We start from the raw sequence: 14997 nt of genomic DNA, 5'->3' as shown, positions 1-14997 counted from the left end.
TTGTGATTCGGAGTCAGCCAAGCCACGCAAAGCTGCGTGCTCGGTCATGCATCAGTCGATGTATTTCAAGCCTGCGGCGGCCAAGGGATCGCGCATGTTGTACATGTCGAGGCCCAACACACCAGCAGCTAACTTGGCGCGCTTCTCGCCTTCAAAGCTCTCACGCTTTTGCGCGGCTTTTAAGGTTTGGGCGGCACGAGCAGCGGGCACGCACACCACGCCGTCGTCGTCCGCCACGATGACATCGCCGGGGGTGACCAACATGCCAGCACACACCACGGGGATGTTGACCGAACCAATGGTGGCCTTGATGGTGCCTTTGCTGCTAATGGCTTTGCTCCACACAGGGAAGTTCATCTTGTGCAGCTCTTTCACATCGCGCACACCGGCATCGATGATGAGGGCGTGTGCGCCACGCGCTTGGAACGAGGTGGCTAACAAATCGCCAAAGTAGCCATCCATGCATTCAGCGGTGATGGCCGCCACCACGATATCACCGGGCTGAATTTGCTCAGCCGCCACATGCATCATCCAGTTGTCGCCAGGGTGCAGCAGCACGGTGACGGCGGTGCCCGACACTTGCGCACCAGGGAAGATGGGACGCATGTAAGGCTTCATCAACCCCACACGACCCATCGCCTCGTGCGCCGTGGCCGATCCCAATGCGGCCAAGCCGTCTGCTGCTGCGCGGTCTGCGCGTGTGATGTTGCGGTAAACAACGCCAAGTTCGTACATAAGAAATCTCCAACAATCTAAAAACACCCTGTGGCGTGGCCGCGCGGGTGTGGGGTGAACAAGCTTGCTTAACGGCCTTGCGACTTGAGCTTGGTGTCCAAGCGCGAGAACACGCGACGTGCGTTGCCTTCGTACACCTGATGGCGTTCGTCGGCATTGAGGTTCAAGGTAGACTCGATGTAGCGCTTGGTGTCGTCAAAGTAGTGGCCGGTTTCTGGGTCAATGCCGCGCACCGCGCCAATCATCTCGGAGGCGAACATGATGTTCTTGACGGGAATCACTTGGGTCAACAAGTCGATACCGGGCTGGTGGTACACGCAGGTGTCAAAGTAGATGTTGTTCATCAAATGTTCGGTAAGCAAAGGCTTTTTCAACTCTTGCGCCAAACCGCGGAAGCGTCCCCAGTGGTAAGGCACCGCGCCGCCGCCGTGGGGAATCAAGAACTTCAAGGTGGGGAAGTCTTTGAACAAGTCAGAGGTCAAGCACTGCATGAAGGCGGTGGTGTCGGCGTTCAAGTAATGCGCGCCCGTGGTGTGGAAGCAGCCATTGCAACTGGTGGACACGTGAATCATGGCGGGGATGTCGTACTCGACCATCTTCTCGTAAATGGGGTACCAAGACCTGTCGCTCAAGGGGAGCGATGTCCAGTGACCGCCCGAAGGGTCGGGGTTGAGGTTGATACCCACGTTGCCGTATTGCTCCACACACTTCACCAGTTCAGGAATGCACGTGGCGGGGTCCACACCGGGCGACTGGGGCAACATGGCCGCAGGCACGAAGTTGTTGGGAAATAGCTCGGATACGCGAAAGCACAGCTCGTTACAAATGGCCGCCCACGTGGATGACACTTGGAAGTCGCCAATGTGGTGCGCCATGAAGCTCGCACGTGGGCTGAAGATGGTGATGTCAGAGCCGCGCTCTTGCATCTTGGCGAGTTGGTTGGTCTCGATGGTTTCGCGCAACTCGTCGTCGCTGATTTTCAGCTCGGAGACTTTGGGGCTGACGCTAGGGTCTTTGATGCCAGCGATCTGGCGGGTGCGCCACTCTTCAAGCGCCTTGGGCGCGGTGGTGTAGTGACCATGGACGTCGATGATGAGCGACATGAATACCCCTTACAAAATGAAATTCAAAAATTAAAGCCAGTCCATGCCTTGCTTGCGCTTGACGTCTTCCACGCCAGCCGAAGCCAAGAACTGTAAAAACGATTGCACCGCTGCCACACGCATTGCATCGTTGGCAATGACACTGGGAATGCCTGACGAGAACGTGGTGATGAACGCCACATCAGCGGGCAAAGTACCCAGCACCTCAATGCCGGGCAAGGCGATCAGTTCGCTCAACTGTTGAAAGCCCAGAGCGGCGTTACCACTCGCAACTAAAGCCCCCACAGGTGTACCGGGTGGCGGCACCACGATGCGGGCTTTGAGCTGATCGGCAATGCCCCAACGCTCAAACAATTTTTCCAGGTACACACCACTCGGACCAGTGGAGTAGCTGAGTGTGGGGCTGGCCAACACGGCGGTTTTGAGGGCTGTTTCATCACTCAGATCGGGCCGTGCTGCACCCGCTTGCACAGCCACCGCCACGGGAGAGCGCACCCAGTCATGGCGTGAGCCTGCTTGCACATGACCCGAAGCCATCAAACGCTCCATCGCATCGAAGGCCAAGAGCACCACATCAAACGCTTCACCGGCTTGCACGCGTTTGGTGGCATCGACACCGCCCACTGATTCAATCGTGACGGACACACCCGTTTGAGCCAAGTAGGCCTGCGCCAAATCAGCCAGCAAAGCCTTAGTGGCCATGGAGGAAATGCCACGTAAAACAAGAGAGGGGGGAGGAATTTGCACAGCGAATGATTCTAGAGATTTACCCCATGAATAAGCCTCAAATGACGAACTATCTGCTATGACGTTTTTAAATAACGGACAATTGGTTATTCAAATTATGGAATTCCATGGAACTCAAACAAATCGAAAATTTTGTGCGCGTAGCCGAGCTGGGCAGTTTTACCAAGGCGGCGCTAGCGTTGAACATTCCTCAACCTCTGTTGAGCCGTCATGTGCGGCGGCTGGAGGTGGAGCTTCATCAAAACCTGCTCATGCGCAATGGCCGCGGCGTGACAGTGACCGAGGCAGGGTTGCTGATGCTAGAACACGGACGCGGCATCTTGCACCAAGTGGCTGTGGCGCGAGAAGCGCTGGGCTCGGTGCGCGGCGCCTTGGCAGGACGGGTGTCGATTGGTTTGCCGCCCAGCTTGTCGAAACTGGTGACCGTGCCACTGACCATGTCATTTCGCCAAGAACTGCCACATGCACAACTCTCGCTGACTGAAGGTTTCTCGGTGTTGATGGTGGAGAGCTTACGCGCAGGCCGTCTGGACATGGCGGTGTTGTACAACCCACCGCCCTCACCTGATTTAGAAATGAAAGTGCTGCATGAGGACGCCTTGATCTTGATTGCGGGCAAGAAGAGCCAACCGCTGACTGGCGGCAACACGCTCAAAGATGTGGTGCAACTGGCTGACTTAGCCAAGCTGCCGCTCATCGCGCCCAGTCGACCCAATGCGTTTCGCTTGTTGATTGAGACAAAGATGCTGCGCATCAATTGCAAGCCGAATATTGCGCTAGAGATTGATGGCTTGAACGCCATTCTGGAGTTAGTCAAAGAAGGCTTAGGCTATGCGATGTTGCCCGCCTACACCCTGAATAACTCTGCCAGACCCAGAGACTTCACGACGCACCGCGTGGAAAGGCCTAAGTTGATAAGCCAACTCATGCTGGTGTGGTCGGCACGTCGTCCCATGACGGCCACACACAAAGCGACCTTGCAATTGACCGAAGAGGTGGTGTCACAAGCCTTGATGGCCAACAACTAAGCTCTACCTCGCATTCGGATTTACCAACTGTCGTCACCGCCACCAGAGTCAGCGCTGTCCCAGTCGCTGCCAGAGCCCGCATCAAAGGATCCCAAGTCAGGTTGTGCAGGCGTGTCGAATGGCACATAACCACCGTTGTCGGCAACAGGTGCTGCGGTGGGTGCAGGGGACGTGTGATGGTCGCCCTCTAAGGCTTTGGACAAAGCGTACCCAGCAGCCACACCCGCCAAGCCACCCACCACCGCTCCTGTCATGGTAGAGCCACCACTGTTGGGCTGCGCATAGCCTTGCGGGGCATAAGCGCCTTGTGGTGCATTGGGTGTGTATTGCGCACCAAAGCCACGGGGAGCGGACGCCATACCAGCGGGCGTGGCCGCAGATCCGTAAGCTGCTTGGTTGGCATTCGCCGCAGCCGAGCGACGCAGCCACAAGCCCAACACCACCAAGCCAGCAATAGCAAGCCACACATACGTCAAAGATGATCCACTGCTGTTGGCCGCGGGTTCTCGGCTGGTATTGGCGGCAGCGTGTATGCCAGGTGCCACGGAAGGTGCCATCACCACAGCGGATAAAGGGGCCACAGCCAAGTCATTGACTTTGGCGGAGACGGCATTGAATTTTTCGGAGCTGGTCGCGAACTTCAAAGACGGATCGATATCTTTGGCTTTTTGCAACTCAGTTTTCGCCTCTTTGTAGCGGCGTTCGTGGGCCAGCACTTGGCCTAACTCGTAATGCGCCTTGGCACTTTGGGGTTTGTCTTGCAAGACTTCGCGCAGCATGGTTTCAGCCTGCGTGTAATGCCCCGCAGCAACAGCCCCCTCAATATCTTTGGGCGTGGGCAGTGCCAACGCCAACGAGGCACCGAGCACCATCGCCAGCGCAACACATGATTTGAACCATTGAGAAAACATAGGATGTACCACCTTTCAATCAAAACCTGCATCACACAGGGGTCCTGCATTGTGCAGTGCGGATGTGACGGCTTGGTAAAGCACACAAACCAGTAAATGAGGCCTAGGTACGCAAACACAAGAGGCAGGAAAAGAGAGAAGCAGAAAAGAGAAAGGTTCCGTACGGAACCTTTGACAATGGGCACTGTGCGCATTGGATGTGGCAAAAATGGTGGGCGATGCAAGTTTCGAACTTGCGACCCCCACAGTGTGAATGTGGTGCTCTACCCCTGAGCTAATCGCCCATTTTTACCGTCTTTCCCCTTGCAGGAGAGACCGTAATTATGCCACAGAATTTTCCAATTTTCGCCAAACCGTGTTGCCTGCGCTGGATTTATCGAGCTGCGCCAACACATCGGCATGTTGCGCTATTTCTTGCTCAGATGCAGAGGTGACGGGCAACTGAAAACTGCTCAAATCCACGTACTCAGTTGTGCGTGTTTGCTCATCGCTGTTGCTTTCAACTTCCATCAATAAGGCGTCTTGACCACGCGTCATGTTGATGTAGACATCGGCGAGCAGCTCCGCATCCAACAGCGCACCGTGCAAGGTGCGACCCGAGTTGTCTACTTCTAAACGGTCGCACAAAGAATCCAGCGAGTTGCGTTTGCCCGGGAACATTTCCTTGGCCATCACCAAGGTATCGGTGATGCCGTCGACAAAGCTGGTGAAAGTCGGACGCCCTTGCAAGGCCAACTCTTTGTTTAAGAAACTGACATCAAACGGGGCGTTGTGAATGATGATTTCTGCGCCCGCGATGTACTCCAAGAACTGATCAACAACTTCAGCGAACTTAGGTTTGTCTTTCAAGAACTCATTGGTGATACCGTGGACGCGCAAAGCGTCTTCATGGCTGTCACGCTCAGGGTTCAGATAGAAATGCAAATTGTTGCCTGTGAGTTTGCGGTGCAGCAACTCAACGCAACCGATCTCAATGATGCGGTCGCCGTTCTCGGCGGACAGGCCCGTGGTTTCAGTGTCTAGAAAAATCTGGCGCATGGTCAGTGATTTTCTTTGGCGTGGTTGATGGTGTACTTTGGAATTTCTACGACTAAATTTTGCTGCGCCACGACGGCTTGGCAACTCAAGCGTGAGTTGGGCTCCAAGCCCCAAGCGCGGTCTAACAAATCGTCTTCGTTTTCGTCCGCTGCGTTGAGCGAATTGAAGCCTTCGCGCACGATGACGTGGCAGGTGGTACACGCGCAGCTCATGTCGCATGCGTGTTCGATGTTGATGTGGTTCTCCAACAGCACTTCACAAATGGTGCTACCGGCAGGCGCTTGTAACTCTGCGCCTTGTGGGCAGAGTTCGGCATGGGGCAAGATTTTGATAACGGGCATTTAGATGTTCTCGATGTTTTGTCCGGACAAGACGTGTTGAATGCCGCGGTTCATGCGTTGGGCGGCGAAGGCCTCTGTGCCTTTGGCCAAGGCCTCAGTGATGGCTTCAATAGCGGCTGCGTCTTCCAGCTTTTTGGCTTCTAGCGTCGCCACCATCAACGCATCAATGCGCGTACGGTCTTGGGCAGACAGTAAATCACCATCGGCTTGCAAGGCGCTTTGCGTGGCGAGCCACATGCGGTCCGCGTCCACACGCGCTTCCACCAAAGCACGGGCTTTGATGTCTTGTTCGGCGGTCTTAAAGCTGTCTTGCAGCATGGTGGCGATTTGATCGTCCGACAAACCGTACGAGGGCTTGACGGTGATGTTGGCGGTGACGCCACTGATCTGCTCCACCGCGCTCACGCTCACCATGCCATCAGCATCCACCGTGAAGGTCACGCGGATACGCGCGGCACCTGCGGCCATGGGTGGAATACCGCGCAGCTCGAAACGGGCTAGGCTGCGGCAGTCGGCCACCATGTCACGCTCGCCTTGCACCACGTGCAAGGCCAAAGCAGTTTGACCGTCTTGGTAGGTGGTGAAGTCTTGCGCCATTGCGGTGGGAATGGTTTGGTTGCGCGGCACGATGCGCTCGACCAAGCCACCCATGGTTTCAATGCCAAGTGACAAAGGAATCACGTCGAGCAAGAGCAACTCACCATCGGGGTTGTTGCCCGCCAACTGATTGGCTTGGATGGCAGCACCGAGGGCCACCACTTCGTCTGGGTTGAGGTTGTTCAGCGGCGCGCAGCCCAAGAGGTCAGCCACGGCTAGCTGCACCTGAGGCATGCGGGTGGAACCGCCCACCATCACCACACCTTGGATGTCGTCTTTGCTGAGCTTGGCATCGCGCAGGGCTTTGCGCACGGCAGACAAGGTGCGTTGAGTCAACGCAGCGGTGGCGGCTTCAAACTCAGCGCGCGTGACGGCGTGGCTCAATGCATCACTTGACAAGGCGACTTCAAACGTGGCGCTGTCAGCCACAGAGAGCGCTTCTTTGCAAGCACGCGCGGCCACCAATACATTGGATTTGTCAGCGGGCGTGGCAGTGGTGCAGCCGGTTTGGCTTTGCACCCAATCCACCAAAGCACGGTCGTAGTCGTCGCCACCCAAGGCGGAATCACCACCGGTGGCCAGCACTTCAAACACACCGCGTGTGAGACGCAGCACGGAGATGTCAAAGGTGCCACCACCCAAGTCGTACACGGCGTAAACGCCTTCGCTGGCTTGATCCAAACCGTAGGCAATGGCGGCGGCTGTGGGTTCGTTTATGAGTCGCAGCACCTGGATGCCTGCGAGTTGCGCGGCATCTTTGGTGGCTTGGCGTTGCGCGTCGTCAAAGTAAGCGGGCACGGTGATGACCGCGCCATACAAATCGTCGCTAAAGGTGTCTTCAGCACGAAAGCGCAAGGTGGCCAAGATTTCGGCACTCACCTCAACAGGTGACTTCTCGCCCACACGGGTTTGAATGGCCAACATGCCGGGTTTGTCAACAAATACATAGGGCAGCTTGTCGCGGTTGACAATGTCGGCCACGCCACGGCCCATGAAACGCTTCACAGACACCAAGGTGTTTTGTGGGTCTTCGGCTTGCGAGGCCAATGCAGCGCGGCCAATTTGGCGGCCATCGTTCTCAAGGTAACGTACGGCCGACGGCAAGATGACATGGCCTTCGGCATCGGGCAAGCACTCGGCCACGCCGTTGCGCATGGCAGCCACGAGCGAGTGGGTGGTGCCCAAGTCAATGCCCACCGCGATGCGTCGCTGGTGCGGGTCAGGCGCTTGGCCAGGTTCGGAAATTTGTAACAACGCCATAGGTGTGTATTGTCTCAGTCGATTCGGGCTTCGATGTCACGCAAAAACTTTTCGATGAACATCAGCCCCCTCACCTGCTGCGCGGCTGCGGGCAGGTCGTGTGCATTGTCAATGAGCTCTGCGCAATGCTGCAAAGCGGCTTTGTGGGCTTGTTGCACATCATCCAACAAGGCTTCGAGCGCGGCCACATCAGTGACGTCGTCCATAGCTTCGCGCCATTCCATTTGTTGCATCAAAAACGCAGCGGGCATGGCCGTGTTGTTCTCGGCTTGAATGGGCGCGCCCCCTAACTCGCAGAGGTACGCAGCACGGCGCATTGAGTCTTTGAGGCGTTGGTAGGCCTCGTTGATGCGCACCGACCACTGCATCGCCACGCGTTGTGCGGCTGTGCCTTGCGAGGCAAATTTGTCAGGGTGAGCTTCGCGTTGCAAGTCTTTCCAACGTGCATCAAGCTGGGCACGGTCTTGTGCAAACTGCGTTGGCACGTTGAAGAGTTCAAAGTCGCTGACCGCGAGCTGCGCCGACAACGGCTTGGCCGGTTCGCTCACGTCACCCCTCACCTTAAATACGGAACGATTCACCGCAACCGCAACGGTCACGTTCGTTCGGATTCAAAAACTTAAAGCCTTCATTCAAGCCTTCGCGCACAAAGTCGAGCTGCGTGCCGTCAATGTAGGCCAAGCTCTTGGGGTCGATCAACACTTTCACGCCGTGGTCTTCAAAGATCACGTCTTCCGGTTCTTGTTCATCCACGTATTCGAGCTTGTAGGCCAAGCCTGAGCAGCCCGTGGTTTTGACACCCAAGCGCACGCCCACACCTTTACCTCGTTTGGCGAGGTAGCGGGTCACGTGGCGTGCCGCCGCTTCAGTCAATGTGACAGCCATTTAACGGGCCTCCTGCTGAGCCGCCTCAAAGGAGTACCAGCTCCCTCGGGGGGCAGCGAATACATGAAATGATGAGCGTGAGGGCATAACGTTACGCGGTCGCGTGTTTCTTTTTGTAATCATCCACGGCCGCTTTAATGGCGTCTTCGGCCAAGATGGAGCAGTGAATTTTCACAGGGGGCAGCGCCAGCTCTTCAGCGATTTCGCTGTTTTTCAAAGCTGCTGCTTGATCCAAGGTTTTGCCCTTGACCCACTCAGTCACCAATGAGGAAGAAGCGATGGCCGAACCACAGCCATAGGTTTTGAAGCGTGCATCTTCAATCACACCAGTGGTGGGATTGACTTTGATTTGCAACTTCATCACATCGCCACAAGCAGGTGCACCCACCATGCCGGTGCCCACAGAATCGTCGCCCTTGTCAAAGGAGCCCACGTTGCGGGGGTTTTCGTAGTGGTCAACCACTTTTTCAGAATAAGCCATATATTTCCTTTAGTGATGCTGCTAAGCCACAAATGAGCCCATGCGCGGAGCCAGAGCGAAGACAGTGCGGTTAGCACGGCAAGCGATGGGGACAAAGCAGGGGTTCATTTTGGCGACGCAGCTTAGTGAGCAGCCCATTGAATGGTGCTTAAGTCGATGCCTTCTTTGTACATGTCCCACAAGGGGCTCAGTTCACGCAGCTTGGCCACGTTGAGGCGAATGGTTTCAATTGCGTAGTCAATTTCTTCTTCGGTGGAGAAGCGACCAATCGTCATGCGCAAACTGCTGTGTGCCAACTCGTCGCTGCGACCTAAAGCGCGTAACACATAGCTGGGCTCCAAGCTGGCCGAGGTACAGGCCGAACCTGACGACACCGCCAAGCCCTTGATACCCATGATGAGCGACTCGCCTTCCACGTAGTTGAAGCTGATGTTCAAGTTGTGAGGCACGCGGTGTTCTAGGTTGCCGTTGATGAAGACCTGCTCCATGTCTTTGAAGCCATCGAGCAAACGCTTTTGCAAAGCTTTGGCTTTGGCCAAGTCTTTGGCCATGTCTTCTTTGGCAATGCGAAACGCTTCACCCATGCCCACACATTGGTGTGTAGGCAAAGTACCGCTACGCATGCCGCGCTCGTGACCGCCTCCGTGCATTTGTGCTTCCAAGCGTACGCGTGGTTTGCGGCGCACATACAAAGCGCCAATGCCTTTGGGGCCGTAGGTTTTGTGTGAGGCCAAGCTCATCAAGTCCACAGGCAGGGTCGCCAAATTGATCTCAACTTTGCCCGTGGCTTGCGCAGCGTCGACGTGGAAGATGATGCCTTTTTCGCGGCACATCGCACCAATACCATAGATGTCGTGAATCACACCAATTTCGTTGTTCACGAACATCACACTGATCAAAATGGTGTCGGGGCGAATGGCGGCTTTGAGCGCATCCGTGCTCAGCATGCCATCTTCTTGCACATCGAGGTAAGTCACCTCAAAGCCTTGACGCTCTAGCTCTCGCATGGTGTCGAGCACGGCTTTGTGCTCGGTCTTGACCGTGATGAGGTGCTTGCCTTTGGACTTATAGAAATGCGCCGCGCCTTTGATGGCGAGGTTGTTGGACTCGGTCGCGCCTGAAGTCCACACGATTTCGCGGGGGTCAGCGCCAATGAGCGAGGCCACATCTTCACGCGCTTTTTCAACGGCAGCTTCGGCTTCCCAGCCCCACGCATGGCTGCGTGATGCGGGATTGCCAAAGTGCTCACGCAACCAAGGGATCATCGCGTCTACCACGCGTGGATCGCACGGATTGGTGGCGCCGTAGTCTAGGTAAATGGGAAAATGAGGCGTCATGTCCATGATGGGTTCATCAAAATTTAAAAAATGCGTTGCTTAGTTTTTGACAAAGGCATTGCCTAAGGCAAATACTGAATTAGGTGCATTCACGCGAATCGGCTTGACCACGGGCATCGGCTGAATAGCGCGCTTCAAGGTGGGTTTGCTTTCAATTTCAACGCCTTTGGCGATTTGCTCGTCCACCAGCTTTTGCAGAGTCACGGAATCTAAAAACTCCACCATACGCTGGTTGAGTGAGGCCCACAGATCGTGCGTCATGCAACGACCCGTTTCGCCCAAGCAGTTTTCTTTGCCACCGCAATGAGTGGCATCAATGGGTTCGTCGACCGACAAAATGATGTCTGCCACAGTGATGTCTGCTGCTTTTCGACTAAGCGAATAGCCGCCGCCAGGGCCACGGGTGGACTCCACCAAGTCGTGACGGCGCAGCTTGCCGAACAATTGCTCGAGATACGACAACGAAATTTGTTGACGCTGGCTTATGGCGGCCAACGTGACAGGGCCTGTGTTTTGACGCAGAGCCAAATCAATCATGGCAGTGACCGCAAAACGGCCTTTGGTGGTGAGACGCATGGCAAGCTCCTCTCTAGTTGGGCTTTGTCGACTAATTAGGTCAAGTATAGTTCAATCCCCACGAATTTGCTCGGGTACTCGGTCGCAAAGCCCTTGCGGCTTAGGGCTTTTGCGCCAACACCGCCACGTTGTCGTGCCCTGCCCAGCCAAAGGCTTGTTCGCGCAAGGTGGCCAGTTGGTCGCGCACGCGGGCGGCGTTTTCGAACTCGAGGTTGCGGGCGTGCTCCATCATCAGCTTCTCTAGGCGCTTGATTTCTTTGGCCACATCGCGCTCACTCATGTCTTCAATAGCGGCGCGTTGAATTTCACGCTCTTGGGCTTCTTTGCCAGCCTTCTCACTGTAGACACCATCAATTAAGTCACGCACTTGCTTGAACACACCACGCGGGGTGATATCCATCGCCAAGTTATGTGCGATTTGCTTGGTGCGGCGGCGCTCGGTTTCGCCGATGGCCTTTTTCATCGACTCGGTCATGCGGTCGGCATAAAGAATGGCCTTGCCACTCAGGTTGCGCGCGGCACGGCCAATGGTTTGAATCAAGCTGCGCTCGGAGCGCAAGAAGCCTTCTTTGTCGGCGTCAAGAATGGCCACCAGTGACACCTCGGGCAAGTCGATGCCTTCGCGCAGCAAGTTGATGCCCACCAGCACATCGAAGGTGCCTAAGCGCAAATCACGCAAGATTTCCACGCGCTCCACCGTGTCCACATCGCTGTGGATGTAGCGCACTTTCACGCCGTTGTCGGTCAAGTAATCTGTCAGCTGCTCGGCCATCCGCTTGGTGAGCGTGGTGATGAGGACACGCTCGTTCAGCTCCACACGAATGCGAATTTCTTGCAGCACATCGTCCACTTGGTGCGTGGCGGGGCGCACTTCGACCAAGGGGTCGACCAAGCCGGTGGGGCGCACCAATTGCTCCACCACTTTGCTGGCATGGGTCTTTTCATACTCAGCAGGCGTGGCCGACACAAAGACGACTTGGCGCATGCGCTTCTCAAACTCTTCGAGTTTCAGTGGACGGTTGTCCAACGCGCTGGGCAAACGAAAGCCATATTCCACCAAGGTGGTTTTACGCGCACGGTCACCGTTGTACATGCCGCCTAGCTGGCCAATCATGACGTGGCTTTCGTCCAAAAACATGATCGAGTCTTTGGGCATGTAATCGGTCAGGGTGCTGGGCGGTGCGCCCACGGGTGCACCAGACAAATGACGGGTGTAGTTCTCAATGCCTTTGCAGTGGCCCACTTCACTGAGCATCTCCAAGTCAAAGCGTGTGCGCTGCTCCAAGCGCTGGGCCTCCACCAATTTGTTCATGCCGACCAGCTCTTTCAGACGCTCGGCCAACTCCACCTTGATGGTCTCCACCGCCGCCAACACGCGGTCACGCGGAGTGACGTAGTGGCTGGAGGGATAAATGGTGAAGCGTGGAATTTTTTGACGAATGCGACCTGTGAGTGGATCAAAGAGTTGCAGGCTTTCAATCTCGTCATCGAACAACTCGATGCGAATTGCCAACTCGGAGTGTTCGGCGGGGAAGACATCAATCGTGTCGCCACGTACGCGGAATTTGCCGCGTGAAAAATCTTGGTCGTTGCGCTCGTACTGCATGCGCACCAGCTGGGCAATCGCGTCGCGTTGGCCCACTTTGTCGCCGGCACGCAGGGTCATGATCATCTGGTGGTAACTCTCGGGCTCACCGATACCGTAGATGGCCGAGACTGTAGCCACCACGATCACATCACGTCGTTCCAAGATGCTTTTGGTGCAACTCAAGCGCATTTGCTCGATATGTTCGTTGATGGCGCTGTCTTTTTCGATGAACAAATCGCGCTGCGGCACGTAGGCCTCGGGCTGGTAGTAGTCGTAATAACTGACGAAATACTCCACCGCGTTGTTGGGGAAGAACTCACGAAACTCGCTGTAGAGCTGCGCCGCCAGGGTTTTATTAGGCGCAAAGATGATGGCCGGCCGCCCCAACTGCGCAATCACATTGGCCATGGTGAAGGTTTTGCCCGAACCCGTCACGCCCAACAAAGTTTGAAACACCTCACCATCGTTCACACCTTCGACTAGCTGAGTAATGGCCGTGGGTTGATCGCCCGCAGGGGGGTAAGGCTGAAACAGCTCGAACGGCGAGCCGGGGTAGCTGACCATCGCGCCTTTGGGCGCGTCTGTAGCTGCGGCGGCCTCGGAGGCTGGCGTTGCGTCAGGAAATGTTTCTGCTGTGTCAGACATGGTGGTGCAAACGGTATGGTTCGAAAAAAACGCACGGCCTCAAAAACCATACGGGTTGGCCCTTAAAATTCAAGCCTAACATGCAAGCCTACCGCAGAGTGCGCTTGTTTACCTAACCCCCCCTTTATCCGCGATCAAGGACTGACGATGTCAATGTTTACCGCTGTCGAAATGGCTCCCCGCGACCCCATCTTGGGCCTCAACGAGCAATACAACGCCGACGCCAACCCCAACAAGGTCAACCTCGGTGTGGGGGTGTACTTTGATGACAACGGCAAACTACCCCTGTTGCAATGCGTGCAAGCGGCTGAAAAAACCATGATGGCGACGCCATCCGCACGCGGTTACTTGCCGATTGACGGTATCGCTGCTTATGACGCCGCCGTGAAGAACTTGGTCTTCGGTGCTGACTCCGATCCCGTGCAATCGGGCCGCGTCGCCACGGTGCAAGGCATTGGTGGCACAGGCGGCTTGAAGATTGGCGCTGACTTTTTGAAACGCCTGAGTCCCAACGCCACCGTGTTGATCTCTGACCCCAGCTGGGAAAACCACCGCGCCTTGTTCACCAACGCCGGCTTCAAGGTCGACACCTACGCTTACTACGACGCCGACAAACGCGGCGTGAACTTTGAAGGCATGCTGGCCTCACTCAACGCCGCTGCCGCAGGCACCATCGTGGTGTTGCACGCCTGCTGCCACAACCCCACCGGCTACGACATCACCCCAGCCCAATGGGACCAAGTGGCGGCCTTGGTGAAAGCCAAGAATCTCACCGCCTTCTTGGACATGGCCTACCAAGGCTTTGGCCATGGCATTGCCGAAGACGGCGCCGTGATTCAAAAGTTTGTGGCCTCCAGCCTGTGCTTCTTCGTGTCCACCTCATTCTCCAAGAGCTTCAGCTTGTACGGTGAGCGAGTGGGTGCTTTGAGCGTGTTGTGTGCCGACAAAGAAGAGTGCAGCCGCGTGTTGTCGCAACTCAAAATCGTAATTCGCACCAACTACTCCAACCCACCTATCCACGGTGGTGCGGTGGTGGCTGCGGTATTGAACAACCCAGAGCTGCGCGCTTTGTGGGAAAAAGAGCTGGGTGAGATGCGCGTGCGCATCAAGGCCATGCGTCAAAAGCTGGTGGATGGCCTCAAAGCCGCTGGCGTGAAGCAAGACATGGGTTTCATCACCACCCAAATCGGCATGTTCAGCTACTCAGGCTTGCGCAAAGACCAAATGATGCGCTTGCGCTCCGAATTTGGCGTGTACGGCACCGACACCGGCCGCATGTGTGTGGCGGCGTTGAACAGCAAGAACATCGACTACGTGTGCCAAGCGATTGCGAAAGTGATGTAGCAGTGACTCAACCCCAAATCACGGAACGCATAGCAATCAACGCCAACTGATAGCCCTCGTTGAAAAACTCAACCGACTCGCCCACGTCTGCCGCACCTGCGGCGTAGAGCAAGGGCAAGAAATGGTCGCAGCTGGGGTGTGGCATCTTCGCTGTCTCGCCTTGGGCTTGAAAGTCCACCAAGGACACTAGGGAAGGTCTGCACAACGCATGACTTTACAGCGTGATTTGTTACGAACTTCATAAGGCGGATTCAAGGACGAAGTGCAACACGCTTTAACGAGGCATGGAATACCTCGTGAGGTGTCTTGAATCCTAGTCGCTTTCTGGGGCGGTGATTCAATCGGTTTTCAATCATAGTCAATTCCTCATCCGTCACGGTT

General features: G+C 55.9%; 16 protein-coding genes and 1 tRNA gene. 2 read left to right on the top strand and 15 right to left on the bottom strand.

Annotation, left to right across the window (positions count from 1 at the left end; all coding sequences use genetic code 11):
* Positions 1-51: 51 nt before the first annotated feature.
* The 3 genes from ligK to RMS03_RS09445 all read right to left on the bottom strand — a co-directional run bounded on the left by ligK (position 52) and on the right by RMS03_RS09445 (position 2540).
* Positions 52-735, bottom strand: a complete 684-nt coding sequence (gene ligK, locus RMS03_RS09455) for a 4-carboxy-4-hydroxy-2-oxoadipate aldolase/oxaloacetate decarboxylase (protein ID WP_310626821.1) — start codon at positions 733-735, stop codon at positions 52-54.
* A gap of 68 nt (positions 736-803) precedes the next feature.
* Positions 804-1838: an amidohydrolase family protein gene (locus RMS03_RS09450; RefSeq protein WP_310626820.1), complete on the bottom strand. Its 1035-nt coding sequence runs from the start codon at positions 1836-1838 to the stop codon at positions 804-806.
* Positions 1839-1868: 30 nt separating this feature from the next.
* Positions 1869-2540 (bottom strand): substrate-binding domain-containing protein, encoded by a 672-nt coding sequence (locus tag RMS03_RS09445; RefSeq protein WP_310626819.1) that lies wholly within the window; start codon positions 2538-2540, stop codon positions 1869-1871.
* Positions 2541-2692: 152 nt separating this feature from the next.
* Between RMS03_RS09445 and RMS03_RS09440 the strand changes: the two genes are divergently transcribed.
* On the top strand, positions 2693-3613 hold the full coding sequence (locus tag RMS03_RS09440; RefSeq protein ID WP_310626818.1) for a LysR family transcriptional regulator: 921 nt from the start codon (positions 2693-2695) through the stop codon (positions 3611-3613).
* Positions 3614-3633: 20 nt separating this feature from the next.
* On the opposite strand, the gene RMS03_RS09435 is transcribed toward RMS03_RS09440, so the two are convergent.
* The 11 genes from RMS03_RS09435 to uvrB form a co-directional block, all read right to left on the bottom strand.
* Complete coding sequence (locus tag RMS03_RS09435; protein ID WP_310626817.1) at positions 3634-4524, bottom strand: tetratricopeptide repeat protein; 891 nt, start codon at positions 4522-4524, stop codon at positions 3634-3636.
* A 209-nt stretch (positions 4525-4733) separates the two neighbouring features.
* Positions 4734-4808 (bottom strand) — tRNA-Val (locus tag RMS03_RS09430).
* Between the two features lie 37 nt (positions 4809-4845).
* Entirely contained in the window at positions 4846-5562 is a 717-nt protein-coding gene (gene dnaQ, locus RMS03_RS09425; protein WP_310626816.1) for a DNA polymerase III subunit epsilon, read from the bottom strand.
* A gap of 2 nt (positions 5563-5564) precedes the next feature.
* Positions 5565-5903 carry an ISC system 2Fe-2S type ferredoxin gene (fdx, locus tag RMS03_RS09420; protein WP_310626815.1) on the bottom strand — a complete coding sequence of 113 codons (339 nt, stop codon included), beginning with the start codon at positions 5901-5903 and terminating at the stop codon, positions 5565-5567.
* Entirely contained in the window at positions 5904-7760 is a 1857-nt protein-coding gene (gene hscA / locus RMS03_RS09415; RefSeq protein ID WP_310626814.1) for a Fe-S protein assembly chaperone HscA, read from the bottom strand.
* Between the two features lie 14 nt (positions 7761-7774).
* The gene (gene hscB / locus RMS03_RS09410; protein ID WP_310626813.1) at positions 7775-8308 is read right to left on the bottom strand and encodes a Fe-S protein assembly co-chaperone HscB; all 534 of its coding nucleotides are present in this window, start codon (positions 8306-8308) and stop codon (positions 7775-7777) included.
* Between the two features lie 13 nt (positions 8309-8321).
* Entirely contained in the window at positions 8322-8645 is a 324-nt protein-coding gene (gene iscA / locus RMS03_RS09405; RefSeq protein ID WP_310626812.1) for an iron-sulfur cluster assembly protein IscA, read from the bottom strand.
* Positions 8646-8736: 91 nt separating this feature from the next.
* Positions 8737-9126, bottom strand: coding sequence for a Fe-S cluster assembly scaffold IscU (iscU, locus tag RMS03_RS09400; RefSeq protein WP_310626811.1), 390 nt, complete (start codon positions 9124-9126; stop codon positions 8737-8739).
* A 122-nt stretch (positions 9127-9248) separates the two neighbouring features.
* A complete protein-coding gene (locus tag RMS03_RS09395) occupies positions 9249-10469 on the bottom strand; it encodes an IscS subfamily cysteine desulfurase (RefSeq protein ID WP_310626810.1) in 1221 nt (406 codons plus the stop codon).
* A 33-nt stretch (positions 10470-10502) separates the two neighbouring features.
* Positions 10503-11039 (bottom strand): Fe-S cluster assembly transcriptional regulator IscR, encoded by a 537-nt coding sequence (gene iscR / locus RMS03_RS09390; protein WP_310626809.1) that lies wholly within the window; start codon positions 11037-11039, stop codon positions 10503-10505.
* A 100-nt stretch (positions 11040-11139) separates the two neighbouring features.
* Entirely contained in the window at positions 11140-13191 is a 2052-nt protein-coding gene (gene uvrB / locus RMS03_RS09385) for an excinuclease ABC subunit UvrB (protein WP_310626841.1), read from the bottom strand.
* A 228-nt stretch (positions 13192-13419) separates the two neighbouring features.
* On the opposite strand from uvrB, the gene RMS03_RS09380 reads away from it, so the two are divergent.
* Positions 13420-14616: an amino acid aminotransferase gene (locus RMS03_RS09380; RefSeq protein WP_310626808.1), complete on the top strand. Its 1197-nt coding sequence runs from the start codon at positions 13420-13422 to the stop codon at positions 14614-14616.
* A 7-nt stretch (positions 14617-14623) separates the two neighbouring features.
* On the opposite strand, the gene RMS03_RS09375 is transcribed toward RMS03_RS09380, so the two are convergent.
* The gene (locus RMS03_RS09375) at positions 14624-14761 is read right to left on the bottom strand and encodes a hypothetical protein (RefSeq protein WP_310626807.1); all 138 of its coding nucleotides are present in this window, start codon (positions 14759-14761) and stop codon (positions 14624-14626) included.
* Between the last annotated feature and the right edge of the window lie 236 nt (positions 14762-14997).

This window comes from Limnohabitans sp. (assembly GCF_031538885.1).
Classification (GTDB): domain Bacteria; phylum Pseudomonadota; class Gammaproteobacteria; order Burkholderiales; family Burkholderiaceae_C; genus Limnohabitans.
The sequence above is the reverse complement of the archived record's forward strand: the minus strand, read 5'-3'. Positions and strand labels throughout refer to the sequence as shown.

Excerpts from the sequence above, each read along its gene's own strand:
- ligK (WP_310626821.1), bottom strand. The coding sequence starts at position 735 with ATGTACGAACTTGGCGTTGTTTACCGCAACATCACACGCGCAGACCGC.
- RMS03_RS09450 (WP_310626820.1), bottom strand. The coding sequence starts at position 1,838 with ATGTCGCTCATCATCGACGTCCATGGTCACTACACCACCGCGCCCAAG.
- RMS03_RS09445 (WP_310626819.1), bottom strand. The coding sequence starts at position 2,540 with ATGGCCACTAAGGCTTTGCTGGCTGATTTGGCGCAGGCCTACTTGGCT.
- RMS03_RS09440 (WP_310626818.1), top strand. The coding sequence starts at position 2,693 with ATGGAACTCAAACAAATCGAAAATTTTGTGCGCGTAGCCGAGCTGGGC.
- RMS03_RS09435 (WP_310626817.1), bottom strand. The coding sequence starts at position 4,524 with ATGTTTTCTCAATGGTTCAAATCATGTGTTGCGCTGGCGATGGTGCTC.
- dnaQ (WP_310626816.1), bottom strand. The coding sequence starts at position 5,562 with ATGCGCCAGATTTTTCTAGACACTGAAACCACGGGCCTGTCCGCCGAG.
- fdx (WP_310626815.1), bottom strand. The coding sequence starts at position 5,903 with ATGCCCGTTATCAAAATCTTGCCCCATGCCGAACTCTGCCCACAAGGC.
- hscA (WP_310626814.1), bottom strand. The coding sequence starts at position 7,760 with ATGGCGTTGTTACAAATTTCCGAACCTGGCCAAGCGCCTGACCCGCAC.
- iscA (WP_310626812.1), bottom strand. The coding sequence starts at position 8,645 with ATGGCTGTCACATTGACTGAAGCGGCGGCACGCCACGTGACCCGCTAC.
- iscU (WP_310626811.1), bottom strand. The coding sequence starts at position 9,126 with ATGGCTTATTCTGAAAAAGTGGTTGACCACTACGAAAACCCCCGCAAC.
- RMS03_RS09395 (WP_310626810.1), bottom strand. The coding sequence starts at position 10,469 with ATGGACATGACGCCTCATTTTCCCATTTACCTAGACTACGGCGCCACC.
- iscR (WP_310626809.1), bottom strand. The coding sequence starts at position 11,039 with ATGCGTCTCACCACCAAAGGCCGTTTTGCGGTCACTGCCATGATTGAT.
- uvrB (WP_310626841.1), bottom strand. The coding sequence starts at position 13,191 with ATGGTCAGCTACCCCGGCTCGCCGTTCGAGCTGTTTCAGCCTTACCCC.
- RMS03_RS09380 (WP_310626808.1), top strand. The coding sequence starts at position 13,420 with ATGTCAATGTTTACCGCTGTCGAAATGGCTCCCCGCGACCCCATCTTG.
- RMS03_RS09375 (WP_310626807.1), bottom strand. The coding sequence starts at position 14,761 with ATGCCACACCCCAGCTGCGACCATTTCTTGCCCTTGCTCTACGCCGCA.